This window comes from Streptomyces sp. NPDC107559, assembly GCF_055657365.1.
In genome coordinates this window covers 240,991-264,510 of the sequence record NZ_JBVKBD010000004.1, presented here as the reverse complement: position 1 = coordinate 264,510, position 23,520 = coordinate 240,991, and the positions used below count along the sequence as shown (strand labels likewise).

The 23,520-nt window shown below is 74.3% G+C and carries 20 protein-coding genes and 1 pseudogene; 9 read left to right on the top strand and 12 right to left on the bottom strand.

Annotated elements, in window-relative coordinates; genetic code table 11:
- Positions 1-196: 196 nt before the first annotated feature.
- Positions 197-2,542 (bottom strand): protein serine/threonine kinase AfsK, encoded by a 2,346-nt coding sequence (afsK, locus tag ACZ7OY_RS15755; protein WP_471911892.1) that lies wholly within the window; start codon positions 2,540-2,542, stop codon positions 197-199.
- 188 nt (positions 2,543-2,730) lie between these two features.
- The gene (gene kbpA / locus ACZ7OY_RS15750) at positions 2,731-3,465 is read right to left on the bottom strand and encodes an AfsK-binding protein KbpA (protein ID WP_471911891.1); all 735 of its coding nucleotides are present in this window, start codon (positions 3,463-3,465) and stop codon (positions 2,731-2,733) included.
- Positions 3,466-3,598: 133 nt separating this feature from the next.
- Between kbpA and ACZ7OY_RS15745 the strand changes: the two genes are divergently transcribed.
- A complete protein-coding gene (locus ACZ7OY_RS15745) occupies positions 3,599-4,234 on the top strand; it encodes a TetR family transcriptional regulator (RefSeq protein ID WP_351622403.1) in 636 nt (211 codons plus the stop codon).
- 75 nt (positions 4,235-4,309) lie between these two features.
- Here ACZ7OY_RS15745 and ACZ7OY_RS15740 read toward each other — a convergent pair whose 3' ends face one another.
- Complete coding sequence (locus ACZ7OY_RS15740) at positions 4,310-4,786, bottom strand: nitroreductase family deazaflavin-dependent oxidoreductase (protein ID WP_471911890.1); 477 nt, start codon at positions 4,784-4,786, stop codon at positions 4,310-4,312.
- On the bottom strand, positions 4,783-5,991 hold the full coding sequence (locus ACZ7OY_RS15735; RefSeq protein WP_471912095.1) for an acyl-CoA dehydrogenase family protein: 1,209 nt from the start codon (positions 5,989-5,991) through the stop codon (positions 4,783-4,785). The genes ACZ7OY_RS15740 and ACZ7OY_RS15735 overlap by 4 nt, the downstream gene beginning before the upstream one ends.
- Positions 5,992-6,106: 115 nt before the next feature.
- On the opposite strand from ACZ7OY_RS15735, the gene ACZ7OY_RS15730 reads away from it, so the two are divergent.
- The gene (locus ACZ7OY_RS15730) at positions 6,107-7,282 is read left to right on the top strand and encodes a thiolase C-terminal domain-containing protein (RefSeq protein WP_471911889.1); all 1,176 of its coding nucleotides are present in this window, start codon (positions 6,107-6,109) and stop codon (positions 7,280-7,282) included.
- Between the two features lie 95 nt (positions 7,283-7,377).
- Positions 7,378-8,067 (top strand): pyridoxal 5'-phosphate synthase, encoded by a 690-nt coding sequence (locus tag ACZ7OY_RS15725; protein ID WP_471911888.1) that lies wholly within the window; start codon positions 7,378-7,380, stop codon positions 8,065-8,067.
- A 96-nt stretch (positions 8,068-8,163) separates the two neighbouring features.
- Here ACZ7OY_RS15725 and ACZ7OY_RS15720 read toward each other — a convergent pair whose 3' ends face one another.
- The 3 genes from ACZ7OY_RS15720 to ACZ7OY_RS15710 form a co-directional block, all read right to left on the bottom strand.
- Entirely contained in the window at positions 8,164-8,790 is a 627-nt protein-coding gene (locus ACZ7OY_RS15720; RefSeq protein WP_471911887.1) for a GNAT family N-acetyltransferase, read from the bottom strand.
- A 72-nt stretch (positions 8,791-8,862) separates the two neighbouring features.
- Entirely contained in the window at positions 8,863-9,264 is a 402-nt protein-coding gene (locus ACZ7OY_RS15715) for a Zn-ribbon domain-containing OB-fold protein (protein ID WP_471911886.1), read from the bottom strand.
- The gene (locus ACZ7OY_RS15710; protein ID WP_351602574.1) at positions 9,261-9,713 is read right to left on the bottom strand and encodes a DoxX family protein; all 453 of its coding nucleotides are present in this window, start codon (positions 9,711-9,713) and stop codon (positions 9,261-9,263) included. The genes ACZ7OY_RS15715 and ACZ7OY_RS15710 overlap by 4 nt, the downstream gene beginning before the upstream one ends.
- A 389-nt stretch (positions 9,714-10,102) precedes the next feature.
- On the opposite strand from ACZ7OY_RS15710, the gene ACZ7OY_RS15705 reads away from it, so the two are divergent.
- The 4 genes from ACZ7OY_RS15705 to ACZ7OY_RS15690 all read left to right on the top strand — a co-directional run bounded on the left by ACZ7OY_RS15705 (position 10,103) and on the right by ACZ7OY_RS15690 (position 15,239).
- Positions 10,103-11,341, top strand: coding sequence for a flavin-containing monooxygenase (locus tag ACZ7OY_RS15705; protein WP_471911885.1), 1,239 nt, complete (start codon positions 10,103-10,105; stop codon positions 11,339-11,341).
- Between the two features lie 156 nt (positions 11,342-11,497).
- Positions 11,498-13,723 (top strand): acetate--CoA ligase family protein, encoded by a 2,226-nt coding sequence (locus ACZ7OY_RS15700; RefSeq protein WP_471911884.1) that lies wholly within the window; start codon positions 11,498-11,500, stop codon positions 13,721-13,723.
- A gap of 1 nt (position 13,724) precedes the next feature.
- Positions 13,725-14,531: an enoyl-CoA hydratase/isomerase family protein gene (locus ACZ7OY_RS15695; protein ID WP_471911883.1), complete on the top strand. Its 807-nt coding sequence runs from the start codon at positions 13,725-13,727 to the stop codon at positions 14,529-14,531.
- Between the two features lie 75 nt (positions 14,532-14,606).
- The gene (locus tag ACZ7OY_RS15690; protein WP_471911882.1) at positions 14,607-15,239 is read left to right on the top strand and encodes a flavin reductase family protein; all 633 of its coding nucleotides are present in this window, start codon (positions 14,607-14,609) and stop codon (positions 15,237-15,239) included.
- 6 nt (positions 15,240-15,245) lie between these two features.
- On the opposite strand, the gene ACZ7OY_RS15685 is transcribed toward ACZ7OY_RS15690, so the two are convergent.
- Complete coding sequence (locus ACZ7OY_RS15685) at positions 15,246-16,559, bottom strand: MFS transporter (RefSeq protein WP_471911881.1); 1,314 nt, start codon at positions 16,557-16,559, stop codon at positions 15,246-15,248.
- Between the two features lie 71 nt (positions 16,560-16,630).
- On the opposite strand from ACZ7OY_RS15685, the gene ACZ7OY_RS15680 reads away from it, so the two are divergent.
- Positions 16,631-17,701, top strand: coding sequence for a GlxA family transcriptional regulator (locus tag ACZ7OY_RS15680; RefSeq protein ID WP_471911880.1), 1,071 nt, complete (start codon positions 16,631-16,633; stop codon positions 17,699-17,701).
- Here ACZ7OY_RS15680 and ACZ7OY_RS15675 read toward each other — a convergent pair.
- The 4 genes and pseudogenes from ACZ7OY_RS15675 to ACZ7OY_RS15660 form a co-directional block, all read right to left on the bottom strand.
- Positions 17,597-18,898 (bottom strand): annotated as a pseudogene (locus tag ACZ7OY_RS15675) (MFS transporter); the annotation flags it as partial. The gene ACZ7OY_RS15680 and the pseudogene ACZ7OY_RS15675 overlap by 105 nt on opposite strands.
- A gap of 74 nt (positions 18,899-18,972) precedes the next feature.
- Positions 18,973-20,022 (bottom strand): Zn-dependent alcohol dehydrogenase, encoded by a 1,050-nt coding sequence (locus ACZ7OY_RS15670; RefSeq protein WP_471911879.1) that lies wholly within the window; start codon positions 20,020-20,022, stop codon positions 18,973-18,975.
- Positions 20,022-21,176: an acyl-CoA dehydrogenase family protein gene (locus tag ACZ7OY_RS15665; RefSeq protein ID WP_471911878.1), complete on the bottom strand. Its 1,155-nt coding sequence runs from the start codon at positions 21,174-21,176 to the stop codon at positions 20,022-20,024. The genes ACZ7OY_RS15670 and ACZ7OY_RS15665 overlap by 1 nt, the downstream gene beginning before the upstream one ends.
- A gap of 37 nt (positions 21,177-21,213) precedes the next feature.
- Positions 21,214-22,125: an SDR family NAD(P)-dependent oxidoreductase gene (locus ACZ7OY_RS15660; protein WP_471911877.1), complete on the bottom strand. Its 912-nt coding sequence runs from the start codon at positions 22,123-22,125 to the stop codon at positions 21,214-21,216.
- Positions 22,126-22,209: 84 nt separating this feature from the next.
- Here ACZ7OY_RS15660 and ACZ7OY_RS15655 point away from each other — a divergent pair, with 84 nt between their 5' ends.
- A complete protein-coding gene (locus tag ACZ7OY_RS15655) occupies positions 22,210-23,136 on the top strand; it encodes a cyclase family protein (RefSeq protein ID WP_471911876.1) in 927 nt (308 codons plus the stop codon).
- Positions 23,137-23,520: the final 384 nt, after the last annotated feature.

Below are 23,520 nucleotides of genomic sequence, written 5' to 3'. Positions count from 1 at the left end.
CGGCAGGGCGGCAGGGCGGCTGAACCGCAGGACGGCTGAGCGGCAGGACGGCTGAGCGGCAGGACGGCTGAGCGGCAGGGCGGCCGAGCGGCGGGGTTGCTGAGCACCGGGGCCGCCGTCACCGCCGGAGGCGCTGCCCGGCCCGGCCCGCCGGGGGGGGGCGGTGCCGGGCCGGAAGACGGTGCCGGGCGGCGGGTCAGGTCGTGCGGGCCGTGCCCGTGCCCTTCTCCGCGTCCAGCGCGTACACGCAGCGGTCCTTGCTGCACGCGTACACCACGCCGTCCTTCACCACCGGCGAGCCGGTGATCTCGCCGCCCGTGGCGAGCTTCCAGCGCAGCCGGCCGTCGTCGGCCTTCAGGGTGTAGAGCAGGTGGTCGGTGGAGCCGAAGTGGATACGGCCCTCCGCCACCGTGGGGGCGCCCACGATGTCGCCGCCCGCCTGGAAGCGCCACTTGGGTGTGCCGGTGACCGCGTCCAGGGTGTAGAGACCCTTGCCGCTGCCGACGTGGACATGGCCCGCGGCCACCAGGACCGGCTCGATCGAGGACCGGGCCTCGGTGGCGATGCGCCAGCGGTCGCGGCCGTCGGCGGCGTCGAGCGCGTAGACCGTGCCGAGGTAGTCGGCCAGGTACACCCCGCCGCCGGTGACCGCGGGGCCGGGCACGAAGGCGGGCGGGGAGAGGAACGCGGCCGGGGCCTCGAAGTGCCAGCGCACCCTTCCGGTGGCCACCTCGACGGCCAGCACCCGGGTGCCGGCGCAGAGGTAGACATGGCCGTCCGGGGCGTGCGTGACGCGCACCGGCACCCCGCCGCAGGAGGCGGCGTCGCCGATCGGGTACGACCAGCGCTCCTCGCCGGTGCGCGCGTCCAGGGCGCACAGCCGGGCGTCCTGCCAGACGTACACCGTGCCGTCGTGCAGCGCGGGGCCCGCCTCCGGCGACTCGAAGTCGCTCTGGCAGCCGTTGATCTCCCACAGCCGCTGCCCGGTGGAGGCCTCCCAGGCCTGCACCCCGCCGCCGCGCGTGCCGGTGACGACCGTGCCCCGCTCGGCCTTCAGGGAGTACACCCAGGCGTCCGTGGACAGCCGCCACAGGTCGCCGCCCTCGCGGGCGTCCAGGGCGAACAGGGTGGGGCCGTCGGAGGCGTGCACCCGGCCGTCGGCGACCGCCATCGACCAGGCCACGTCCCGGGTCTTGAAACGGCGTCTGCCGGTCGCCACGTCGAGGGCGTGCACCTCGAAGGAGGTCACGTAGACCAGGTCGCCGGCGACCGCCGGGGTGCCCCACACGTCGTTGGACATGCGGAACCGCCAGGGACGCCAGCCGGCCGCCGCCTCCGGGAGCGCCGACGGCGCGGGTACGACGGGGTCGGCGCCGTTGACGCCGGGGCGGGGTCTGGCCCAGGACGCGACCAGGCCGGCCTCCGGCGGGGGTGCCTTGACCGCGGCGGCACGGGCGTCGGCGACCCGCGGTCCGGGTCCGATCGGCACCGCGGCCCCGGCCAGCCGGACCGGGCCGTTGTCGGGGGCGCCCACGGGGGCCGGGCCGGGCGGCAGCGCCGGGACGGCGGGGTCGCGCGAGGGCGGCGGCGGCACCGGGGCGCGGCCCCCGCTGCGCGGGCCGCTCACGGCCGGCTTCACCGGCGGGCGGCCGCCGCGGCGGGTCTCGATCAGGGCCACCGCCTTCTCGGGCAGCCACGCGGACGCGGTGCCGCTGTCGTCGGAGCCGGAGCCGAAGAGGTGGGGGGCCAGCTGGGCCTGGAGGTCGGCCGGGTTCGGGCGGCCGGTGGCCTCCATCTGCATGCAGGACTCGATGAGCGGGCGCAGCTCGTCCGGGAGCCCTTCGAGGTCCGGGCCCTCGCGCAGCAGCATGAAAACCGTCTCGACCGGGTTCGCGCCGTGGAAGGGCGGATGTCCGGTGGCGGCGAAGACCAGCATCGAGCCCAGCGAGAACACGTCGCTGGCGCCGGTGACGCTGCGGGAGTCCTTCGCCTGCTCGGGGGACATGTAGGCGGGTGTGCCGACCGCGACGTTCGTCATGGTCAGACGGGTGTTCGAAACACCGGAGGCGATGCCGAAGTCGATCACCCGGGGGCCGTCCTCGACCACGAGCACGTTCGAGGGCTTGAGGTCACGGTGGACCAGCCCGGCGCCGTGGATGGACTGGAGCGCCTCCGCGACGCCCGCGGCGAGCCAGCGCACCGCCTGGGCCGGGAGCGGCCCGCAGTCGTTCACTATCTCCTCGAGCGAGGGCGCGGGGACGTACGCGGTGGCCAGCCACGGCACCGCGGCGCGCGGATCGGCGTCCACGACCGCGGCCGTGTAGAAGCCGGAGACCGCCCGCGCCGCCTCCACCTCGCGGGTGAAACGGACCCGGAAGAGCTGGTCCTCGGCGAGCTCGGTGCGGACCGTCTTGATCGCCACGCGCCGGCCGGACGCCGAGCGCGCGAGATAGACCAGCCCCATGCCGCCGGCACCCAGCCGTCCCAGCACCTCGAACGGCCCGATACGCCGCGGATCGTGCTGCGTCAGCTGATCCACCACTTGCCCTGCCACCTCCCCGTACGGGCCGCACCACCCACGTGTGCAGCGACCCCGTGCAGCGTCTCACCACCGCACCGCCGTGGCGGCACGCACCCTGATTCTTCCTGGCCCGGCCACAGGTTGCGAACCCAGGGACAATCAGGATGTCTGCCATGTTATTGGGGGATATCAGGGCAAACATCGGGCGCTCAGCGTTCCAGCAGCGCGAAAGACGCCCCCTGATTGTCGCTGACGACGGCCACCGTCCCGTACGAGGTGTCGAACGGTCCCGCCTGGACCCGGCCGCCGAGCCGCCGGACGGTCCGGGCGGCGGCCGCGCAGTCCTCGACCCGGAAGTGGACGAGGAAGTGCGGCGGCATCTCGGCCGGGAAGACGTCGGCCACCGCGGCCCGGCCGAACGCGGGCTCGGACCCGGGACCGAACAGGGCCTCGTGGAAGAGGGCGCCGTAGAAGTCGTTGGCGGCGGCCGGGTCGCGGGCGTAGAGCTGGACCCAGGCGAAGGTGCCGGGGGTGCCGCGGGTGCCGAAGCCCGGGTAGGTGCCGGGCTGCCACAGACCGAAGACCGCCCCCTCGGGGTCGGCGGCCAGCGCGGCGACGCCCAGGTCGCCGTCCCTGAGCGGCGCCCTGACGGCCTGGCCGCCGGCCTGCTCCACCCGCCGCAGCAGCGCCCGCACGTCCGGGGTCGAGAAGTGCACCGCCCACACCGTGGGCATCCGGCCGTCCGTCTTGTGCGCGAGCGCGGCGACGGGCTCACCGTCCTTGCGGGCCCATACCGAGGAGCCGTACGCGTCCTCGTACGTCCATCCGAAGAGCTCTCCGTAGAATCGCTTGCCCGCCTCCACGTCGGGAAGCTGCGCGTCCACCCAGCAGGGAACACCCTCCCGGACGCCCCCTCCGTACCCCGATGCCCAGTTTTCGGCCATACCGCCAAAGTAACTGGGCCGCACGCACCCCGCAGACCAGCACATCAGCCCCCATACCCTCGCGCACCCCATTTGCACTCGGCCGAATCGCGCTCCGATCACCCCTCGGTAAGCTGACGGCATGACAGGACAAGTGCGTACCGTCGACGGCCGCGTGGCCGGCCGGCGTGGGCAGGCGACCCGGCAGAAGCTGCTCGACTGCCTCAGCGAGATGCTCAGCTCCTCCCCGTACCGGGACGTCAAAGTCATCGATGTCGCCCGGAAGGCGGGTACTTCGCCCGCCACCTTCTACCAGTACTTCCCGGACGTCGAAGGTGCCGTCCTGGAGATCGCCGAGCAAATGGCCGCCGAGGGCGCCGAGTTGACCGAACTGGTCGCCGGACGCTCCTGGGTCGGCAAGGCGGGCTGGCAGACCTCACAGGAACTCGTCGACGGTTTCCTGGAGTTCTGGCGCCGCAACGACGCGATCCTCAGGGTCGTCGACCTCGGGGCGGCCGAGGGGGACAAACGGTTCTACAAGCTCCGGATGAAGATCCTGAACTCGGTGAACAACTCCCTCTCCGACGCGGTCGCCGAGTTGCAGTCCAAGGGCAAGGTCGACAAGGACGTCAATCCGGCCGCGGTCGCCGGTTCGCTGGTCGCGATGCTCGCGGCGGTCGCCTCCCATCAGAAGGGCTTCCAGTCCTGGGGCGTCAAGCAGGCCGAACTCAAGCCCAATCTGGCACTGTTGGTGCACCTGGGCGTGACCGGCAAGAAGCCGACGAAATAGCCCCGGCCCTCTTTCCAGGTACCGAGTCCTGTCAGGCAGGCGGCGGCCCACCCGGGTGGGCCGCCGCCTGCCGCGCTACCTGCGCACGATCCTGAAGAGCCGTATCTCCCGCTCCACCCGCGCCTGGTACGCCGCGTACGGCGGCCAGAGCGCCAGCGCCGCCGCCCAGGCCGCGGCCCGCTCCTCCCCCGCCAGCAGCCGCGCCGTGACCGCGATGTCCTCGCCCCCGAGGCTGACGGACGCCTCCGGATGCGCGAGCAGGTTGTGGGTCCAGGCGGGGTGGCCGCCGCGGCCGAAGTTGGAGCCGACCAGGAGCCAGCCGCGGCCGTCCTCCTGCGGCACGCACGCCAGCGGGGTGTGCCGGGGCAGCCCGCTGCGCGCCCCGGTCGAGGTCAGCACTAGCCCCGGCAGCATCTGGGCGCTGAGCAGCACCTTTCCCCGGGTCAGCCGGTGGACCGTGCGGTCCAGGGCGGGGATGACGTGCGGGGCGACCTTCGCGAAGCCCCGGGTGGCGGACACCCGCCGCACCAGACGCACACCGACGGTGGTCACACCGTCACCTCCTGCCGCTCGAAGAGCCGTGCGGTCCGGGCCGCGTGCGCGCGCAGCCGGTGCACCGGGCCGAACAGCAACTCGTCGCCCGTGGCCCGCTTGAAGTACAGATGGGCCTCGTGCTCCCAGGTGAAGCCGATGCCGCCGTGCAGCTGCACGGCCTCGGCGGCGGCGGTCCGCAGCGCCTGGAGGGCCTGCGCGAGGGCGAGGCCGCCGACCCGCTCGCCCCGCGCGGTCGCCCACGCGGCGTAGTACGCGGCCGAGCGCGCCGCCTGCACCTGGACGTACACGTCGGCCAGCCGGTGCTTGACCGCCTGGAAGGAGCCGATCGCCCGCCCGAACTGCTCCCGGCGCCCGACGTGCTCCACGGTGCGCTCCAGCACCCGGTCGGCCGCCCCGACGGCCTCGCAGGCCAGGACGGCCGCGGCGGTGTCGCCGACCGCGGCGAGCACCGGCAGGACACCGCCCCGCTCCCCCGGCTCCGGCCGCTCCTGCTCCTCCCCCAGCAACTCGGCTTCGACATCCCGCAGTTGGAGACGGCCCTGCGGCCTGGTGGCGTCCAGCGCGGTCTGCCGCGCCCGCACCAGCCCGGCCGCGTCGCCGGACACGAGGAACAGCAGCGTGCGCGAGCGGGCGAAGCCGCCGGTGTGCGCTGCGACGACGAGGAGCCCGGCGCTGTGCCCGTCGAGGACCTGGTCCGCCTCCCCGTACAGCCGCCACCTGCCGTCCACGCGCCGGGCCTGCATCCCGCCGGCCCGGCCGCCGCCCGCCCAGTCGCCGCCGTTCGGGCCGGTCAGGGCGAGCGCGGTGGCGAGGGCGGCGCCCGGCACGGCGAGGGCGGCGGTCAGATCGCCGGCCGCGATCCGGGGCAGCAGCCCGGCGCGCTGCTCCTCGGTGCCGAGGGCGAGCAGCAGGGGGGCGGCGAGGGCGGCGGTGGCCAGCAGCGGGGTGGGGGCCAGGAAGCGCCCCGCCTCCTCGCAGGCGAGAGCGAGATCGGTGACCGGGCAGCCGGCGCCGCCGTAGCGCTCCGGCAGGGCGAGACCGGGCAGGCCGAGCCGTGCGGCCAGGGCCTCCCAGAGGCCGGGGTCGTGACCGGCGGGGGCGTCGGCGGCGGCCCGCACCTCCGCCGGCCCGCAGCGCTTGCGCAGCAGCTCACGGAGGGTGCGGCGGATGTCGTCCTGTTCTGCGCTGAAGCCGGCGTCCATGAGGACCACCCACCCTCTCCCGATCTGACGGCTCGTCATGTTAAGGCGGCCGCCCTCGGATGCACAGGGCCTCGACGCCTGCCGCCCCGACCGGATCTGATATACCGTCAGATCCATGTCGCTGCCAGGTACCCGAAGGGCCGCCGTCGTCGGCGCGGCGCTCTCCCGCTGCGGCCGCGTGGACGACGCGACCGCGTACACCCTGCACGCCCAGGCGGCCCGCCGCGCCCTCGCCGACGCCGGACTGGACCGCTCGCTCGTCGACGGCTTCGCCTCGGCGGGCACCGGCGTCCTCGCGCCCGTGGAGGTCGCCGAATACCTGGGACTGCGCCCCACCTGGGTCGACTCCACCACCGTGGGCGGCTCCACCTGGGAGGTCATGGCGGCCCACGCGGCGGACGCGATCGCCGCGGGCCACGCCAACGCCGTCCTGCTCGTCTACGGCTCGACCGCCCGCGCGGACATCAGGGCCGGCCGCCGCAGCGGCGACCTCTCCTTCGGCGCCCGCGGCCCGCTCCAGTTCGAGACGCCCTACGGCCACACCCTGATCGCCAAGTACGCCATGGCCGCCCGCCGCCACATGCTCGAACACGGCACGACCATCGAGCAGTTGGCGCAGGTCGCGGTCCAGGCGCGGGCGAACGCCGCACTGAACCCGGAGGCCATGTTCCGCGACCCGATCACGGTCGACGACGTGCTGTCCGGCCCGATGATCGCCGATCCGTTCACCAAGCTGCACTGCTGTCTGCGCTCCGACGGCGGGGCGGCGGTGCTGCTCGCCGCCGAGGAGTACGTACGGGACTGCCGCACCGCCCCGGTGTGGGTCCTGGGCACCGGGGAGCACGTCTCCCACGCCGCCATGTCCGAGTGGCCCGACTTCACGGTCTCCCCGGCCGCGGTGAGCGGACGGCTCGCCTTCGAGCGGGCGGGGGTCCGGCCCGACGAGATGGACTTCGCGGAGATCTACGACGCCTTCACCTACATGACGCTGGTGACCCTGGAGGACCTCGGCTTCTGCGCGAAGGGCGAGGGCGGGGCGTTCGTGGAGAAGGGGCGGCTGACGGTGGCGGGCGGGGAACTGCCCGTGAACACGGACGGAGGCGGTCTCTCGGCCCAGCATCCCGGGATGCGCGGACTGTTCCTGCTGGTGGAGGCCGTACGGCAGCTGCGGGGCGAGGCCGGGGCCCGGCAGGTGCGGCGACCGGACGGGGAGCTGCCCCGGCTGGCGGTCGCCTCCGGCACCGGGGGCTGGTTCTGCTCCTCGGGGACGGTGGTGCTGGGGCGGGACTGAGCGGGGCGGCGGTACCGGGCCGGTCGGCGGTACCGGGCCGGGCCGCCGACGTGGTGGCGGGCGGCCGCGCGGGACGGCTGCGTGATACTCGGGGCATGGCAACGGATCTTCACGAGCTGCTCAGGTCGCTGCGGGTGTGGGCCCCGGAGGCGACCGAGCTGCCGCCCTTCGACCCGGAGGCCGTGCCCGGCGACCCCCTCGCGCTGTTCACGGCCTGGTTCGCCGAGGTGGCCGCGGCCGGGCAGACTGAGCCGCACACCATGTCGCTGGCGACCTCGGACGAGGAGGGCCTGCCGGACGTACGGACCGTGATGCTGCACGGCGCCGACGCGGACGGCTGGGCCTTCGCGACCCACGCGAGCAGCCGCAAGGGCCGCCAGCTCGCCGCCCGGCCGTACGCCGCCCTCGGCTTCTACTGGCCCGTCCAGGGCCGCCAGGTGCGGGTGCGCGGCCCGGTCGCCGTCGCCCCGCCCGGGGAGGCGCGGGCCGACCTGCACGCCCGTTCCACCGGGGCGCTGGCCGCGGCGCTGACCGGCCGGCAGAGCGACGTCCTCGGCTCGGTGGAGGAGCTGCGGCGGGCCTCCGAGGGCGCCTGGGAGCTGGCCCGGCGGGAGCCGCAGGCCGAGGTCGGGAGCTGGACGCTCTACCGGCTCCGCCCGACGGAGGTGGAGTTCTTCCAGGGCGACGGACAACGCCGCCATGTGCGGCTGCGGTACCGGCGGGAGAGCGCCGACGCGAGTACGGACACGGGCGCGGGCTGGGTCAAGGAGCTGCTGTGGCCCTGAGGCCGCCGCACCCCGGCGCCGTACGTCCTTGAGAGCTCCGGGCCCACGCGCACCCCGGCACCCACGCGCCACCACGCCCCGCACGCGGCGCGCCGGTCAGGACAGCCGCGGCTCCGGGTCCGTCGCCAGCCTCGGCTCCGGGTCCGTCGCCAGCCGGGCGTGCAGATGGCTGTCGCGGAACGCGTCGTGGCGGCCCGCCTCGAACATGGCGCCGCGCAGGGTGCCCTCGTACCGGAAGCCGCAGCGCTCGGCGACCCGGCAGGAGGCGTCGTGGTCGAGGGCGTGGTCGAGTTCCAGCCGGTGCAGGCCGAGGTCGCCGTGGGCCCAGCGGGCGGCGAGGGCCAGCGCGCGGGTGGCGACGCCCCGGCCGCGGGCCTCCGGCAGGACCCAGTAGCCGACCCGGCCGGAGCGGAAGGCGGGGTCGATCGCGTTGACGCCGATGTGCCCCAGCGTCGTACCGTCCGCCGCGTCCGTGACCCGGAACGAGGCGCTGGTGCCGTCGGCCGCGCCGTCCTGCTTGGCCCGCAACGAGGCACGGGCGCTGTCGAGGTCCGCGACGGGCCTGAGCGGGGTGTTCCAGCGCCGGAACTCCCGGTCGGACAGCCCGCGCAGCCAGGTCTCGACGTCGGCGTCGCGGTCCGCGCGCCAGTGGCTCAGCCGCAGCCCGTGGCCGTGCAGTTCGGGGAAGGGGAAGCCGGGGGACCTGTCGCTCGTGTGGGCCATCGGGCCATTGAAACCGGTGAACCGGCGATCGGCAGCCCCTTTACGCCCCCGTCGGCGCCCGGCCCGCGAGGATCACGGTCGCTCCGGCCGGAACACCGGCACCCCCTCGCGGAAGGCGACCTCCAGTGCCGCACCCGCCCGCAGTCCGTCCGGCCCGCACTCCACCACCTCGGTCATCATCCGCGGCCCCTCGGCGAGGTCGACGACGGCGGCGACGTAGGGGGTGCGCTGCCCGAAGGGCGGCAGATCGTTGCGGTGGACGACGGACCAGGTGTAGAGCGTGGCCCGGCCGCTCGCCTCCTGCCAGGTCACGTCCTCGCTCCAGCAGTGCGGGCAGAACTCGCGGGGATAGTGGTGCGCCCGCCCGCACGCCCCGCAGCGGCGGATCAGCAGGCGTCCGCGCGCCGCCGCGTCCCAGTAGACGCGGGTGAAGCCGTCCGGTTCGGGGAGGTCGTGGCGCGGGCCGCCGCTCACCGGAACCAGCCGAGCGCGTCGTCCAGCGACCAGGTCTGCCACGACATCCCGAACAGGGCCACCACCGAGATGAGCCCCATCATCGAGTTCTGCCCCTGCTCGGCCCAGTCGTGGATCATCAGGACGAAGTAGAGGGCGTTGAGCACCAGTCCGCCGACCAGGGCGACCGGGGTCAGAAAGCCCGTGATCAGGCCCAGTCCGAGGGCGAGTTCCGCGTAGACGACGACGTACGCCATCGTGCGCGGCCTGGCCGCGACCACGGTCTCGAAGCCGGAGCGGACCGCACCCCAGCGGTGTCTCGCCGCGACGTCCGCCGCCCACGCGATGCCGGTGCCGTGCTCGAACCAGTCCTTGCGGTCCTTGTGCCGCCAGCTCTCCAGCCACCACAGGCCGAGCCCGATACGCAGCACCGCCAGCCATTCCGCCCCGCCGAGCCAGATCGTGTCCATGTCCCCGGACCCACTCTCCCGCCGACCCGCCCATCACATCTGACGGTACGTCAGTTCAGCGGACGGGCGGCACTTTCGCAAGATGCCCGCGACCCACGGCTCTCCGGGCGCCCCGCTCACACCGAAGCTGTGCGTCCGCACTGAATCCGGCGACATTGCCGACGATTTCGTCGGCACTCGACTACGTTCACAAGGACGCGGCGTCCGGTCTTCCCGTCTGTCCGACCGGGCGCCGCCCACCTCGCACCCCCAACACCCCACCGCGCATACACAATCGGGCGGCCTACGTCACACGTCCCACCCACCCGTCCCCCAGGCGTGATCAATCCGCAACCAATTCCGGTCTTGACCGAGACCCATCAATCCTGTGCGTGATTACGCTCGCGCTCATGCCAGACTCCACCCCCTCCTCCGACTCCACCCCGCCCGCGCCCGTCCCCTCCGCCGCGGCCGCCGCGGCCGTTGCCACGGACCGGCCCGTGTACGTCATCGGCGCCGGCCCCGGCGGGCTCGCCGTCGCGTACGCGCTGCGCGCCCGGGGCGTCCGCGCCGTCGTCCTGGAGAAGTCCGACCAGGTCGGCGCGTCCTGGCGACGCCATTACGACCGGCTCCACCTGCACACCACCCGGCGCCTGTCCGCCCTGCCGGGACTGCCCATCCCGCGCCGCTTCGGCCGCTGGGTGTCCCGTGACAACGTGGTGCGCTACCTGGAGAAGTACGCCGAACACCACGAGCTGGAGATCGTCACCGGAGTCGAGGTCTCCCGCGTCGAGCGCTCGCCCGACGGCACGGCCTGGCTGCTGCACGCCACCGGCGGCCGTGAACTGACCGGCGCCGCGGTGGTCGTGGCCACCGGCTTCAACCACACGCCCCACATCCCCGACTGGCCGGGCCGCCAGTCCTACACCGGCGAGCTGCTGCACGCCGGGGCGTACCGCAACGCCGAGCCCTACGCGGGCCGGGACGTGCTCGTCGTCGGGATCGGCAACACCGGCGCCGAGATCGCCGTGGACCTGGTGGAGGGCGGTGCCAAGCGGGTACGGCTGTCCGTCCGCACCGCCCCGCACATCCTGCGCCGCTCGACGGCCGGCTGGGCCGCCCAGTACACCGGTGTGCTGGTCCGGCGGCTGCCGGTCGGGCTCGTCGACCGGCTGGCCGGGCCGGTGGGCAGGCTCAGCGTGCCGGACCTCTCGGCCCACGGCCTGCCCCGCCCGGACACCGGCCTCTACAGCCGCGTCACCGCGGGGTCGATCCCGGTCCAGGACGTCGGCCTCATCGACGCCGTACGCAAGGGGCAGGTCGAGATCGTGGCCGCCGTCGACGGCCTGGAGGACGACGAGGTCGTCCTCGCCGACGGCAGCCGTCTGTCGCCTGACGCCGTCGTCGCCGCCACCGGCTACCTGCGCGCCCTGGAGGACCTGGTCGGCCACCTCGACGTGCTCGACGCCCGGGGCCGCCCGGTCGTGCACGGCGCCCGCACCCCGCGCAACGCCCCCGGCCTGTACTTCACCGGCTTCACCAACCCGATCAGCGGCATGTTCCGCGAGCTGGCGATCGACGCGGAGAAGATCGCGAAGGCCGTCGCGGCGGAAGCCGGACCGGGACAGGCGTCCCGCCTCCCGGGCTGACCCGGTACCGAGGCACGCCCCGCCCGCCGTCCGGCCCCGGCCCCGCGGCGGGCGGCCGTCCGTTCTTTGTGTGCACAACCATTCCTGACGGATCGTCAATTCAGTAATCTGACAGAGCGTCAGTTATTTGGCTGTCACACAGGAGCGGGCGGACCGATGCTTGGATCAACCCACGGCACCCTCACCACCGACTCCCGCCGGGCCCGCGTCATCGCGTGCGGTGAACCCCCGGCGCCGGCCGTCCACGGCCGCCCGGCCGACGTGGACGACCTCGACGTCGGCGGACGTCCGCTGCATGCGGCCGTCCCCGACCTGGACCGCCTCTTCCGGCCCGAGTCCGTCGCCGTGGTCGGCGCCTCGGACGCCGACGGCCGGCCCAACACCGGCATCACCCGGCAGCTGATCGCCTGGGCGGAACGGGTGGGCGCGCGACTGCACCCCGTCCACCCCACCCGCGCGTCGGTCTTCGGCATCCCCTGCCTGCCGTCCGTCGCCGACCTGCCCGAACAGGTCGACCTCGCCGTGCTCCTGGTCGCCGATCCGCTCCCGGTGGTCGAGGAGCTCGCCGAGGCCAAGGTGCGGTTCGCGGTGGCCTTCGCCTCGGGGTTCGCGGAGACCGGGGCATCGGGCGCGGCCGCGCAGACCCGGCTCGCGGACGCCGCCGCCCGGTCCGGGGTGCGGCTGCTCGGGCCCAACACCAACCTCAACGCCTTCGAGCGCTTCCGGGACGACCTCGACGGACCGGCGATCGCCCTCATCACCCAGTCCGGCCACCAGGGCCGTCCCGTCTTCGCCCTCCAGGAGCTCGGCATCCGCCTCTCCCACTGGGCGCCCACCGGCAACGAGGCCGACCTGGAGAGCGCCGACTTCATCTCGTACTTCGCCGAGCGGCCGGAGGTCGGTGCCATCGCCTGCTACGTGGAGGGCCTGAAGGACGGCCGGTCCTTCCTGCTCGCCGCCGACCGGGCCGCCCGGCGCGGGGTGCCGGTCGTCGCGGTCAAGGTGGGCCGCACGGAGACCGGCGCCCGCACCGCCGCCTCCCACACCGGCAAGCTGACCGGCTCGGACGCGGTGGTGGACGCGGCGATGCGGCAGTTCGGGGTGATCCGGGTCGACGGTCTCGACGAGCTCCAGGACACCGCCGCGCTGCTGGCCCGGGCCCGCGCCCCGCTCGCGGACGGGGTCGTCGTCTGCTCCATCTCGGGCGGCACGGGCGCGCACGTCGCCGACCTGGCGACCCGGGCCGGCCTGCGGCTGCCGGTGCTGTCCGAGGCCAAGCAGGCCGAGCTGCACCAGTGGATACCCGAGTACCTGAGCGTGGCCAACCCGGTCGACAACGGCGGGCACCCGGTCGGCGACGAACGCGGCCGGAAGATCATCGACGCGATCCTCGACGACCCGGCGGTCGGCGTCCTGATCTGCCCGGTCACCGGCCCCTTCCCGCCGCTGAGCGACCGGCTGGTCCAGGACCTGGTGGACGCGGCCGAGCAGTCGGACAAGCTGGTGTGCGTGGTGTGGGGGTCGCCGGTCGGCACCGAACCGGCCTATCGCGAGGTGCTGCTCGGCTCCTCGCGGGTGGCCACCTTCCGTACCGTCGGCAACTGCCTGGCGGCCGTGCGCGCCCACCTCGACCACCACCGTTTCGTACGCGCCTACCGCTCCCCCTTCGACGAGGCGCCGCGCACCACCTCCCCCTCCTTCCGCAAGGCGCGCGCCCTGATGCGGCCGGGCGAGCAGCTCAGCGAGCACGCGGCGAAGCAGCTGCTGCGCGCCTACGGCATCCGGGTGCCCCGGGAACAGCTGGTGACCAGCGCGGCGGCGGCCGTGCGCGCGGCCGGGCTGGTCGGCTACCCGGTGGTGATGAAGGCGTCCGGCGCGCGGATCGCCCACAAGACCGAACTGGGGCTGGTGAAGATCGGTCTGACCTCGGCCAGCCAGGTCCGTGACGCCTACCGCGAGCTGACGGAGATCGCCCGCTACGAGGACGTGCCGCTGGACGGCGTGCTGGTGTGCCAGATGGTGGAGCGGGGCGTGGAGATGGTCGTCGGCGTCACCCATGACGACCTGTTCGGGCCGACCGTGACCGTGGGGCTCGGCGGGGTGCTCGTGGAGGTCCTGCGGGACACGGCCGTGCGGGTGCCGCCCTTCGGCGAGGACCAGGCCAGGACCATGCTCACCGAACTGCGCGGCCGGGCCCTCCTCGACGGGGTCCGCGGCCGTCCGCCAGCCGATGTCGACGCCCTGGTCGAGGTCGTGCTGCGGGTGCAGCGCATGGCCCTGGAACTCGGCGGCGAGCTCGCCGAGCTCGACATCAACCCGCTGCTGGTGCTGCCCCAGGGGCAGGGCGCCGTGGCCCTGGACGCCCTGGCGGTGTGTCGCTGAGATGAGCACCCCCGAATCCGCCGGGTCCTGGGTCCAGCACGACGTGGAGGACCAGGTCTGCCGCATCACCCTCAACCGCCCGGAAGCCCTCAACGCTTTGAACCCCAGCCAGCGAGAAGAAATCATCCATCACCTTGCCAACGCCTCCGCCGACCCGCAGGTGCGGGCGGTGGTCGTCACGGGCACCGGCCGCGGCTTCTGCGCGGGCGCGGACCTGCGGGGCGGTCCGCCGGCCGGGGAGCGGGTCGCGGGCGATGTCGCCCGTACGCTCCGGCTGGGCGCCCAGCGGCTGATCGCCGCCGTCCTCGACTGCGAGAAGCCGGTGCTCGCCGCCGTGAACGGCACGGCGGCCGGTCTCGGCGCCCACCTCGCCCTCGCCTGCGATCTCGTGCTCGCCGCGCGGTCCGCCCGGTTCATCGAGGTGTTCGTACGACGCGGCCTGGTCCCCGACGGCGGCGGCGCCTATCTGCTCCCCCGGCTGGTCGGACCCCAGCGCGCCAAGGAGCTGATGTTCTTCGGCGACGCCCTCACCGCGCCGGACGCCGAGCGCCTGGGCCTGGTCAACCGGGTCGTCCCGGACGAGGAGCTGGCCGCGACGGCCCGCGCCTGGGCGGACCGGCTCGCCGCCGGTCCGACCCGCGCCCTCGCCCTGACCAAACAGCTCGTCAACGCCTCGCTCGACGCCGACCGCGCCACCGCCTTCGCCGCGGAGGCCGCCGCGCAGGAGATCAACATGACCACGGCGGACGCCCGGGAGGGAGTGGCGAGCTTTGTGGAGCGGCGCGCACCCGGGTTCCGGGGCCGCTGACCTCCGCGAAACGGCTCCCGGCGGCCCGCACACCCCTTCTCATCTGACGCATCGTCAGCTTCAATGGTGGATGTGATGGGACACGCGGGAATGGCAGCAGCCGCCGTCCGTTGGCTGAGGTCGGCCGAGGCGCCGCCGCCCACGTCCGTGGAGACGCTGCCGCGGCCGGAGCTGCGGTGTGTCGGCGAGGACGAGCGGGCGCCGGTCGACAGCGCCGAGTTCCGGCGGGTGCTGGGGAACTTCGCGACCGGCGTGACCGTGATCACCGCACCCGCCGCCGACGGCTCCGGCTCCCCCGCCGGTTTCGCCTGCCAGTCCTTCTCCTCGCTCTCCCTCGACCCGCCGCTGGTCGCCTTCATGGTCGGCCGCGCGTCGACGACCTGGCCGCGCATCGCCCGCGCCGGGGTCTTCTGCGTCAACGTCCTGGACGAGTCCCAGGGCGAGCTGTGCCGCGCGTTCGCGGTGAGCGGCGCGGACAAGTTCGCGGGGGTCGCGCACGAACCGGCCCCGGTCTCCGGCGCACCGCGCCTGGCCGGGGCGCTCGCCTGGATCGACTGCACCGTGCACGCCGTGCACACCGGCGGCGACCACCTCATCGTGGTCGGGCGGGTGGACGCCCTCGGCACCGGCGAGGCCGCCCCCGGCGAGGGCGGGGGTCCGCTCCTCTTCCACCGGGGGCGCTTCGCACGGCTCGGACCGGCCGACTGACGGCTCTCAGGCCATCGCCGGCAGCGCCGGCATCGTCGCCGGCCGCCGCCTGATCACCAGGGCCATCAGCGCCGCCGCCGCGCACAGCGCGCCCGACGCGTACCAGACCACGTCGTACGAGCCGAAGGCGTCCCGGGCGACACCGCCGAGGAAGGCGACGAGCGCGGCCCCCACCTGGTGGGAGGCGAGCACCCAGCCGAAGACGATGGCGCTGTCGTCGCCGTACTGCTCCCGGCACAGGGCCAGGGTGGGCGGCACGGTGGCGACCCAGTCGAGTCCGTAGAAGACGATGAAGAAGATCATCGGCGGGTGCACGGAGGGCGCCAGCAGCATCGGCAGGAACAGCAGCGAGATGCCCCGCAGCGCGTAGTACACGGCCAGCAGGCGGCGCGGTTCGAAGCGGTCGGTGAACCAGCCCGAGGCCACCGTGCCGACCACGTCGAAGACGCCGATCACCGCCAGCAGCGAGGCGGCCGCCGTGATGGGCATGCCGTGGTCGTGCGCGGCGGGCACGAAGTGGGTCTGCACCAGGCCGTTGGTCGACGCACCGCAGATCGCGAAGGTGCCCGCCAGCAGCCAGAAGGGGCCGGTGCGCACCGCCGCGAACAGGACGGTCACGGCGCGGCGGGCGGCGCCGGGGACGGGCGCGGGCTTCGGCACGAACTCCTCGGACCCGTACGGCTTCTGCCCCACGTCCGCCGGGTGGTCCCGCAGCAGCAGCCAGACGAAGGGCACGACGGCCAGGGCCGCGAGGGCCACCGTGACGGCGGCCGGACGCCAGTCGTGCTCCTCGACGATCCAGGACAGCAGGGGCAGGAAGATCAGCTGGCCGGAGGCCGAGGCGGCGGTGAGGATGCCGGTCACCAGGCCCTTGCGTGCGGTGAACCAGCGGTTGGTCACCGTCGCCGCGAACGCCAGGGCCATCGAGCCCGAGCCGAGGCCCACCAGCAGGCCCCAGCAGAGCATCAGCTGCCAGGCCGCCGTCATCCACACCGTCAGGCCGGAGCCGACCGCGATCACGGTCAGCGCGACCGCGACCACCCGCCGGATGCCGAAGCGGTCCATCAGCGCGGCGGCGAAGGGCGCGGTGAGGCCGTACAGCGCGAGGTTGACGGAGACGGCGGCGCCGACCGTGCCGCGCGACCAGCCGAACTCCTGGTGCAGCGGGTCGATGAGCAGGCCGGGCAGGGAGCGGAAGGCCGCCGCACCGATGATCGTGACGAAGGTGACGGCGGCGACGAACCACGCGCGGTGGACGCGGGAGCGGCGTGCGGACGGGGCGTCCGCCACGGTGGCTGCGGCTTCTGATGTCTGGGTCACGTCGTAGAGCATCCAGTGCGCGACCATGACAAACGAGTGGCCCGAAGGACAGCATTCGCTAGGATCGGGCCATGACCCGTGAGCGTGCGTTCCGCCCCCACCGTGTCGTCGTCCTCGCCCTCGACGGGCTGCTCCCCTTCGAACTGGGCATCCCGCACCGCATCTTCGGACGTCCCAAGGACGCCGAGGGGCGCCATCTGTACGAGGTCGTCACCTGCTCCGTCCGGCCGCCGGGCCCGGTCGAGACGGACGCCGACTTCGCCGTCCAGATCGCCCACGGACCGGAGGCCCTGGCCACCGCCGACACGGTCGTCGTCCCGGCGTCGTACGAACTGGGACCGGTCTACGAGCAGGGCGTGCTGACCGACGAACTGGCCGCCGCGCTCGCGTACATCAGGCCCGGCACCCGGCTCGCCTCCATCTGCACCGGCGGCTACGTGCTCGCCGCCGCCGGCCGGCTCGACGGCCGTCCGGCGACCACGCACTGGGCCGACGCCGCGCACTTCGCGCGGCTCTTCCCCCGGATCAAGGTCGACGCGGACGTCCTGTTCGTCGACGACGGCGACGTGCTGACCTCGGCGGGGGTCGCGGCCGGTATCGATCTGTGCCTGCACATGGTCCGCCGCGACCACGGCACCGCGGTCGCCAACGAGGTGGCCCGCCGGACGGTCGTGCCGCCGCACCGGGACGGCGGGCAGGCCCAGTACATCCACCGGCCCGTGCCCGACCCGCAGGTGTCCGGGACGACCGCCGCCCGCGCCTGGGCCCTCGGCCGTCTCCACGAGCCGCTCCAGCTGCGCGACCTGGCCGCCCAGGAGTCCCTGTCGGTACGCACGTTCACCCGCCGCTTCCGCGAGGAGGTCGGCGTCAGTCCCGGGCAGTGGCTGACCCGGCAGCGGGTGGAGCGGGCCCGGCACCTGCTGGAGTCCACCGATCTGTCGGTCGACCAGGTGGCCCGGGACGCGGGCTTCGGCACCGCCCAGTCGATGCGCCAGCACCTACAGACGGCGCTCGGGGTCACCCCCTCCGCGTACCGGCGGACGTTCCGGGTCGGCAGCGACCGCGACGACGTCCGGCCCGAGGGCGACGGCGGGAGCCCCGCCGGTGCGGGCAGCGAGGCCGGTCTGGGCGTCGCGCACTGAGCGGCCCTCGCGCCGGATCTCGCCCCACCAGCCGAGCGCCGTCAGCACGAGGGTCAGCGCCACCCCGGACAGGATCGCCGTCGACGGCGCCACGAACCGGAGCAGGGCGCCGGCCAGGGAGCCGGTGGCCGCGTACCCCGCGCCCGCGGCCGCGTACATCAGCGAGTAACCCGCGGCCAGGGCGCCCGGCGGGAGGGCCTCGCGCAGGGAGAGGTTGCGGGTGAGCATGGCCCCGGACTGGAGGGTGCCGCCCGCGGCCAGCGCGATCGCGATGCCCGCCGGGTGCGGGAGCAGCGCGGCGAGGGTGATGCACACCGAGGTCCCCGCCATCAGCACCACACTGCGGGTGCGCAGCCGTCCCGGCCAGTTCCGCAGGCCGTAGGCGAACGCGCCCAGCCCGGCGGCCACCGCCATCCCGGCCAGCAGCGGGCCGGACCAGCCGACGTCGACGCCGCGCTGTTCCAGCAGGGCGGGCAGGACGAGTTCGCTGAGGCCGAGCAGCGTCAGACTGGCCGCGCCCGTGACATACACCGGCCAGGCGTCGACCAGCGGCCGCCGCCGCGCCGCCCCGGCCCCGCCGCCTTCGCCTGTTCCCCGCCCGTCGTCCGCAGCCTCCTGGCCGCCCGCGCCCCAGCCGGCCGGGAACAGCCGCAGCCCGGCCACCGACGACGCCATCAGGGCCGCCGCCAGCAGCAGCGGCACCCGCGGCGCGGCCCCGAGGGCGAGGCCTGCGACCACGGCCGGGGAGACCGCCCACACCCCGGACGACAGCATCGACTCCACGGACAGCGCCTGGGCCGCCGCCCGCTCCGGGACCAGCGCGGTGAGCAGGGTGCGCAGACCGCCGGTGACGGCCGCCGGGGCGGCGCCGGCCACGCACGCGAACCCGGCCAGGACGGCGGCCGGGGCGCCCGGGAACATCCCGAGCCCCAGGAACCCGACGGCTCCGACGGCGAGCCCGGCGGACAGCTGGGCACGGGTCCGCTCCGGCCGCAGCCGCGTCCCGAGCACCGGGGCGCCGACGATCTCACCGATGACGTACGCCGCCGCGAGGGCCGCGCCCAGGGAATAGCCGCCGGGCCGCTCGCGCGCCAGGAAGACCAGGGCCAGCGGCGCCATGGCCACCGGCATCCGGGAGCCGACGGCGGTACCGGCCCAGGCCAGGACCTGCCTGGAGGCGATGTCGCGATAGGTCATGCGCCGACGGTACGGGCCGGGACCGACGACGCCCCGGGATTTTTTCCCCGCCCGTGGACGGCTTCCGGTCACCGTCAGAAGGTGAGCACCCCGCGCGCCACCCGTCCCGCCTCCGCGTCGGCCCGCGCCTTCTCGAAGTCCTCGACCGGATAGGTGCCCGTCACCAGCTCGTCGAGCAGCAGCCGGCCCTGCCGGTACAGCTCGGCGTACAGCGCGATGTCGCGCTGCGGGCGGGAGGAGCCGTAACGGCAGCCGAGGACCGCCTTGTCCAGGAAGAGGGAGGAGACCTTGAAGGACGCCTCGGCCGTCGCCGGGGGCACCCCGAGCAGGACCGCCTGGCCGTGCCGGTCCAGCAGGTCGATCGCCGCGCGGATCAGCTCCACCCGGCCGACGCACTCGAAGGCGTGGTCCGCGCCGGTCGGCAGGACGTCCTTCACCCCCTCGACGGAGGTGAGGAAGTCCGTCGCCCCGAACCGACGGGCCAGCGTCTCCTTCTCGGGGTTGGCGTCCACGGCCACGATCCGCAGGGCACCCGCGATCCGCGCTCCCTGGAGCACGTTGAGGCCGATCCCGCCGGTGCCGATCACGAGCACGCTGTCCCCGCGGTCCACGCGCGCGCGGTTGAGCACGGCGCCCAGCCCGGTCAGCACCCCGCACCCGATCAGCGCGGCGGACGGCATCGGGATGTCCTTCGGGATGCGCACCGCCTGCACCGCCTTCACCACCGTCCGCTCGGCGAAGGCCGAGTTGGCGGCGAACTGGTACACCGGACGGCCGCCCCGGGAGAACGGCCGCCCGGGACGGCCGATGGCCTGCCGGCACATCGTCGGCCGGCCCCGGTCGCAGTCCGCGCACGTCCCGCAGTTCGCGAGCGTCGACAGGGCCACGTGGTCCCCGGGCACCACATGGCCGACACCCGAGCCCACCGCCTCGACCACGCCCGCGCCCTCGTGCCCCAGCACCACGGGCACGGGGAAGGGGATGGTCCCGTCCAGCACGGACAGGTCGCTGTGGCACAGGCCCGCGGCGGAGACGGCGACCAGCACCTCTCCGGGTCCGGGATCCCGTACCTCCAGGTCGTCCGCGACCCGGACCTGCTTCCCGTCGTAGATCACGCCTCGCATCACACGGCTCCCTTGGGCTCCCTGGGCAGGCCGAGCACGCGCTCGGCGATGATCGTGCGCTGGATCTGGTCCGAGCCGCCGTAGATGGTGTCGGCCCGGGAGAACAGGAACAGGTGCTGGAGCGCGTCGAGTTCGTACGGCGCCGCGGGCGACCAGTCCACCGGTCCGACGGCCGCCGCCGCGCCGCGCGCCAGCATGGCCAGCTCCCCGAGCCGCTGGTGCCAGCCCGCCCACAGCAGCTTCGCCACGCTGGGCGCCCCCGCGTCGCCGGTACGGCCGAGGGTGCGCAGCGCGTTCCAGCGCATCGTGCGCAACTCGGCCCACTGGCGCACCAGCAGTTCCCGTACGACGGGATCGTCCGCCGTGCCCGTCTCCACGGCCGTGCGCACCACGCGCTCCAGCTCCGCGGCGAACCCGATCTGCTGGGCGAGGGTGGAGACGCCCCGTTCGAAGCCGAGCAGGCTCATCGCGACCCGCCAGCCGCCGCCCTCGCCGCCGACGACGTGCTCCACGCGCGCGCGTGCCCCGTCGAAGAACACCTCGTTGAACTCGCTCGTGCCGGTCAGCTGCCGGATCGGGCGGACCTCGACGCGGCCCGGCTGGTCCATCGGCACGAGCAGGAAGCTCAGGCCGTGGTGGCGGCGCGAGCCGGGCTCGGTGCGGGCCAGCACGAAGCACCAGTCCGCCTCGTGCGCGAGGGAGGTCCAGATCTTCTGTCCGGTGATCCGGTAGTGGGTGCCGGACGGCTCCCGGGCGGCGGTGGTGCGTACGCCCGCCAGGTCGGAGCCCGCGCCGGGTTCGCTGTAGCCCTGGCACCACAGTTCGTCGCCCGCGGCGACGGGGGGCAGGAAGCGGGCCTTCTGGCCGTCGGTGCCGTGGGTGAGCAGGGTGGGGGCGAGGAGGTTCTCGCCGATGTGCCCGGAGCGCGGGGGCGCGGCCGAGCGGGCGTACTCCTCGGCCCAGGCGACCTGCTGGGTGAGGGTGGCGGTGCGGTTGCCGTAGCCGTCCTCGGGCCAGCCCAGGCCGATCCAGCCCGCCTTGCCGAGGGTGCGTTCCCAGCCACGGCGGTCCCGGGCGTCGCCCGCGTGCGCGGCGAGCCACGAGCGTGCCTCGGCGCGGAACTCCTCGTCCTGCGGTGTGAACCCGAACTCCACGGTGACCTCCTCGGAAAGAGCGCGGCAGCGGTCCTGCTCAGGCGTTCGGCCGGGCTCCGTCCCGCGCCGCCCGCTCCATCGCCTCGACCCGCTCCAGCAGCGGCATCGGATCCGTCCCCACCGTCCCCGGCAGGAAGTCGGCGATCCGCTGCGGGGTCCAGACGCCGTCGGCGTAGGCGGCCCGCAGTTCCCTCGGCTGCGCCCACACCGCGATCTTGGGTCCGGCGATCGTGTACACCTGACCGGTGATGCGCTGTTCCCTGGCCCGGTCGGACAGCAGATAGACCACGAGCGCGGCCACGTCCTCCGGTTCGCCGATCTCGGTGAGCTCCATGGGCACGTTCGCCGACATCCGCGTACGGGCCACCGGGGCCACCGCGTTGGCGCTCACCCCGTACTTGTGCAGCCCCAGCGCGGCGCTGCGTACCAGCGAGATGATCCCGCCCTTGGCGGCGCTGTAGTTGGCCTGCGAGACCGAGCCCTGGTGGTTGCCGCTGGTGAAACCGATCAGGGTGCCGGAGCGCTGCGCGCGCATCACCGCGGAGGCCGCCCGGAACACGGTGAACGTGCCCTTGAGATGGGTGGCGACGACCGGGTCCCACTCCTGCTCGGACATGTTGAACAGCATCCGCTCGCGCAGGATCCCGGCCACGCAGACGACTCCGTCCAGCCGCCCGTACGCCGACACGGCCGTGTCGACCACCCGCTGTCCGCCCGCCATGGTGGAGATGTCGTCGGCCACCGCGACCGCCGTCCCGCCCGCGGCCTCGATCTCCTTGACGACGGCCTCGGCGACCTCGCTGCCCGGTGCGGCGCCGTCCACGGCGACACCGAAGTCGTTGACGACGACCCGGGCGCCCTCGGCCGCCGCCGCCAGCGCCACCGCCCGGCCGATGCCGCGTCCGGCGCCCGTCACCGCGACGACCTTGCCTGCCACGAAGTTCCCCACGCCCGGCCCCTTCCCGCGCTATCTGACGGACCGTTAGATTTTATGACCGGTCGGATGCCTGGAGACAAGCCCCGGGGAGCACCCATGTCACTGCCGGACGAGTTCCACGAGATCGCCAAGCGCGTCAACAACTGGGGCCGCTGGGGGGCCGACGACGAGCGCGGCACCCTCAACCTGATCACCGACGAGATCGTCCGGGAGGCGGCCGGGTGCGTGCGCACCGGACGGCGCGTCCCCCTCGCCCTGCCCCTGCGTCAGGACGGCGTGCAGACCGGGATGATCCCGGGGCGGGTCGACCCGCTGCACGTCATGGTGCAGATCAACCAGGAGATCTTCGGGCCGGGGACGGTGGCGTGCAGCGACGACGCCGTGACGATGGGGCTCCAGGCCGCCACCCACTGGGACGCGCTGCCGCACGTCTCCCACTCGGGCCGGCTCTACAACGGCCGCCCGGCCGGCACGATCACCGCGCACGGCGGCGCCGGGTTCGCCGGCATCGACAAGGCGGAGCACATCGTCTCGCGCGGGGTGCTGCTCGACGTGGCACGCGCGCGGGGTGTCGAACGGCTGGCCGGCGGACACGCCGTCACCCCGGAGGACCTGGAGGCGGCCGAGGAGCTGGCGGGCACCCGGGTGCGCGCGGGCGACATCGTGCTGGTGCGGACCGGGCAGATCCGGGCCTGCCTCGCGGGCGACCGGCACGGGTACGCCCATCCGTCGCCGGGCCTTTCGGTGCGCACGCCGGAGTGGTTCCACGCGCGCGACGTCGCCGCGGTCGCGAACGACACCCTCACCTTCGAGGTGTTCCCGCCCGAGATCGACGACCTGTGGCTGCCCGTGCACGCGCTCCACCTGGTGGAGATGGGCATGCTCCAGGGCCAGAACTGGGATCTCGAAAAGTTGTCCACAGCCTGTGGAGAAGAAGGGCGTTACGCGTTCCTGCTCTCGGCGATGCCCGAGCCGTTCGCCGGTGCGACAGGGACACCGGTGGCTCCGGTCGCGATCCTCTGAGCGGGCGGAGGCCACGGGGCACGCTCCACCGGTCGCGGCCCATCAGCCCGTACGGCGACTCCGGCGGTCCGCGGGCCGGTCCCGTCGGACGGGTTCGGCTGGCGGCGCGCCGCTGCCCGCCCCGAGCACGGCACCGCGCGCCGCCATCCGACCTCGGCGCACCCGCCCCGGTCCCTCTGCCCTGAGAAGAACGGCGCCGAACTCACGACCCGCCCGCGCCGAGGGCCCCCGTCACCGGGACCCTCGCCGCCCCCCTCGGCAAGTCGCTGCCACAAGCGTGATCAAACGGACACGCCGCGTCAACACCCGATCGGGGATTTATCGCCTATGCCCCACTTCGCCCTGGGCGCGCACGGAAGCACATCCGGGCGCACGCCGTCCTGG

What these genes read in the sequence shown, in the direction of transcription:
- kbpA (WP_471911891.1), bottom strand. Translation starts at nt 3,465, where the DNA reads ATGGCCGAAAACTGGGCATCGGGGTACGGAGGGGGCGTCCGGGAGGGT.
- ACZ7OY_RS15735 (WP_471912095.1), bottom strand. Translation starts at nt 5,991, where the DNA reads ATGGACGCCGGCTTCAGCGCAGAACAGGACGACATCCGCCGCACCCTC.
- ACZ7OY_RS15730 (WP_471911889.1), top strand. Translation starts at nt 6,107, where the DNA reads ATGTCGCTGCCAGGTACCCGAAGGGCCGCCGTCGTCGGCGCGGCGCTC.
- ACZ7OY_RS15725 (WP_471911888.1), top strand. Translation starts at nt 7,378, where the DNA reads ATGGCAACGGATCTTCACGAGCTGCTCAGGTCGCTGCGGGTGTGGGCC.
- ACZ7OY_RS15720 (WP_471911887.1), bottom strand. Translation starts at nt 8,790, where the DNA reads ATGGCCCACACGAGCGACAGGTCCCCCGGCTTCCCCTTCCCCGAACTG.
- ACZ7OY_RS15710 (WP_351602574.1), bottom strand. Translation starts at nt 9,713, where the DNA reads ATGGACACGATCTGGCTCGGCGGGGCGGAATGGCTGGCGGTGCTGCGT.
- ACZ7OY_RS15705 (WP_471911885.1), top strand. Translation starts at nt 10,103, where the DNA reads ATGCCAGACTCCACCCCCTCCTCCGACTCCACCCCGCCCGCGCCCGTC.
- ACZ7OY_RS15700 (WP_471911884.1), top strand. Translation starts at nt 11,498, where the DNA reads ATGCTTGGATCAACCCACGGCACCCTCACCACCGACTCCCGCCGGGCC.
- ACZ7OY_RS15695 (WP_471911883.1), top strand. Translation starts at nt 13,725, where the DNA reads ATGAGCACCCCCGAATCCGCCGGGTCCTGGGTCCAGCACGACGTGGAG.
- ACZ7OY_RS15690 (WP_471911882.1), top strand. Translation starts at nt 14,607, where the DNA reads ATGGGACACGCGGGAATGGCAGCAGCCGCCGTCCGTTGGCTGAGGTCG.
- ACZ7OY_RS15680 (WP_471911880.1), top strand. Translation starts at nt 16,631, where the DNA reads ATGACCCGTGAGCGTGCGTTCCGCCCCCACCGTGTCGTCGTCCTCGCC.
- ACZ7OY_RS15670 (WP_471911879.1), bottom strand. Translation starts at nt 20,022, where the DNA reads ATGCGAGGCGTGATCTACGACGGGAAGCAGGTCCGGGTCGCGGACGAC.
- ACZ7OY_RS15655 (WP_471911876.1), top strand. Translation starts at nt 22,210, where the DNA reads ATGTCACTGCCGGACGAGTTCCACGAGATCGCCAAGCGCGTCAACAAC.